3 protein-coding genes are annotated in these 2,145 nt (G+C 59.2%); all 3 read left to right on the top strand.

Annotation, left to right across the window (positions count from 1 at the left end; genetic code table 11):
• Positions 1 to 28 precede the first annotated feature (28 nt).
• On the top strand, positions 29 to 430 hold the full coding sequence (locus E8D38_RS27655) for an Imm10 family immunity protein (protein WP_246099744.1): 402 nt from the start codon (positions 29 to 31) through the stop codon (positions 428 to 430).
• A gap of 89 nt (positions 431 to 519) precedes the next feature.
• Complete coding sequence (locus E8D38_RS27650; RefSeq protein WP_140637485.1) at positions 520 to 1,038, top strand: ZIP family metal transporter; 519 nt, start codon at positions 520 to 522, stop codon at positions 1,036 to 1,038.
• A gap of 497 nt (positions 1,039 to 1,535) precedes the next feature.
• Positions 1,536 to 1,913: a hypothetical protein gene (locus tag E8D38_RS27645; RefSeq protein ID WP_140637484.1), complete on the top strand. Its 378-nt coding sequence runs from the start codon at positions 1,536 to 1,538 to the stop codon at positions 1,911 to 1,913.
• The last annotated feature ends 232 nt before the right edge of the window (positions 1,914 to 2,145 follow it).

Below are 2,145 nucleotides of genomic sequence, written 5' to 3'. Positions count from 1 at the left end.
TGCCGCTCATGTCGAACGTTAGGCATCGATGATGAACCCCTTCGCCTTCGAAGCGCGGTGTGTAGTGTTCAGGCATCCGGATAATGAGTGCCACTTCGTTGCATTCGCTGATCAGGAGAGCGACGCTTGGCTCTATCTCATACTGCAGCGCTCCTTCGAGGACGATGAGCAAGACGCAAGGCTTGGCATGAATACCTATCATGTCGAGTGGTGCAGCCAGGAGAACTCCGGCTATGGCGGCATTGCCCAATTCAAGCTCAAGCCCAACATCGCTGAGATCAAGCTCGAAGCAAGAATGGCTGCACTGATAGGTGGGTTCGATCAGCTTTCAATTTCGTTCCAACTGGTCGCCGGCAAGTACGAAGCTCTCAAAGAAGCCTTGTTCAACATCTTTGCAGGGAGTAGCTGCCTTGAAATCGCCGATGCCTAACCTCTCCGTCAAGGGGACAGCCACAAGCGGGCTTCGCCCACTTGCGTCTGCCCCTTACGTCGAACGTTAGGGCTTGCAAAAGAAGCCGCATGTACCTATTGATCGGACTGTTGATACTCCTACCCTTGGGCTTTGTCGGTATGCGCATGGAGCGCCACGCCAAGAGCGAACTGCAGTTCGAGGAACTGGAGCGGCTCCAAGCTCAAAGATGGAAGATGGCCTTGCTCGGCAGCGCCTTTGGCGGTGGTGCTCCTCTCGCGGCCTTCTTCGCACCAGACCATTTGTCGTGGTCGGTCTTCCTTCCGCTGGGGCTTGTCTACGCAGCTGCCAGCTTCTACATCGTCAGCCAGGCTCGACTACCCAACGCATACATGAAAGCGCATAAAAAGGGGCTGGGAGTGTTTTTCCTAGCCATAGGTCTGTTCTCCGTGGCAGCGTTCCTCCAAGAAGAGAACAACGCGCAGATCAGAAGCAAACTGGAGCCCGCGACGTGCGAGCCCAGCGCGAGCCCTAACCCCTCCATCGAGCAGACAGCCAACGGCGGGTGGCAATTGCGCGCTTCGGCCGCAGTGGTTGCGCCGGTGTCTGCCGCTCATGTCGAACGTTAGGCAATACCGGGTTGAAGGCTGATCTCATGCCTTGTCTGCCAAGCCAGCCGTGGAATGCCTCGCTATCGAAGCCCTGTGCCAATGTGAGAGGCGTGCTCGCTTCAGCGTCGGTGTGGGCTGTCCGTCCTTCGGCGGCCAGCGCACCGACCGTGGCGGTTCAAGCCGTCTTCTTGCCCGGCTTGGTCACAGGTTCGAGGCCCTGGAGGTCTGGCTGGCTCCTGCCAGGTTTGCGCGGCCAGTCATCGTCGGGGCACTTTGCGAGAATCTCTGCAGCGCGTCCGTTCGGCGCTTGGCCAGCGTGTCCGGGTCCTCTGCTTAGGTCACTGCCTAACCCTGAATACCGAATGCCCCAAGTCTCCTCGCATCGGCGTACTCAAGCACCCTTGGCGGTCTCCTCCTTGCGTTTCATATCTCTCGCCGCTCCGCCGGGCTCGCCTAACCCCTCCGTCAAGGGGACTGGCCTGCGGCCAGCCCCTTACGTCGAACGTTAGCCGTCAATGACATCCGATCCGTCGCAAGTCGCAATGGCTCGCAGTGAGCGTTACGCGCAATGGGAGAAGGCTTCCGCCGGAACTTGCGTTGCACTGGTCATTGCCGCGCTCGTCTCTGTCTACGAGTTCCGTCCCGATCTTCTCGTCGTTGCAGGCCCGTTCGCCGGCGGCCTGGCCTTCTTCTTCAGTTGGCGGGCAGCACTTCAGGAGCGCGACACTTCAGCCATTGCACATGCCATCGTTGGCCTTGTCGTCGCGATGTCTAGTGTCGTGTTCGCTGGCGATGCCGATAGATGGGTCATGTTCTCTCAGAGCTTTCCTTGGCTCGGGTTGGGCTTGTTTCTCCCCATCTGGTTTGCTCGCAGCAGTCATCCTCAACCCTAGCGTTGCATGGCCGTGCTCAAAGTACCCGCGCCTGTGCAACTGCTGACGGCTAACCCCTCCGTCAAGGGGACAAAGTGCGGCAAGCCGCACTTTGCCCCTTACGTCGAACGTTAGGGACGCGCTGAACAATGAGCGTCGCCGCCCGAGTTGAACCGATGCAACGCCACGATGACATCGCACACGCGTTCAACCACGCGGTGCGCTGCCTCGCGGCGGTGTCTGAAGCCTCTTT

Origin of the sequence: Methylibium rhizosphaerae (assembly GCF_006386545.1) — a bacterium.
GTDB lineage: Bacteria > Pseudomonadota > Gammaproteobacteria > Burkholderiales > Burkholderiaceae_C > Pseudorivibacter > Pseudorivibacter rhizosphaerae.
Note: the sequence above shows the minus strand (reverse complement) of the source record. Positions and strands in the feature narration are given on the sequence as shown.

Bases quoted from the DNA above. Each gene is read 5' to 3' on its own strand.
- E8D38_RS27650 (WP_140637485.1), top strand. From the start codon at position 520: ATGTACCTATTGATCGGACTGTTGATACTCCTACCCTTGGGCTTTGTC.
- E8D38_RS27645 (WP_140637484.1), top strand. From the start codon at position 1,536: ATGACATCCGATCCGTCGCAAGTCGCAATGGCTCGCAGTGAGCGTTAC.
- E8D38_RS27655 (WP_246099744.1), top strand. From the start codon at position 29: ATGATGAACCCCTTCGCCTTCGAAGCGCGGTGTGTAGTGTTCAGGCAT.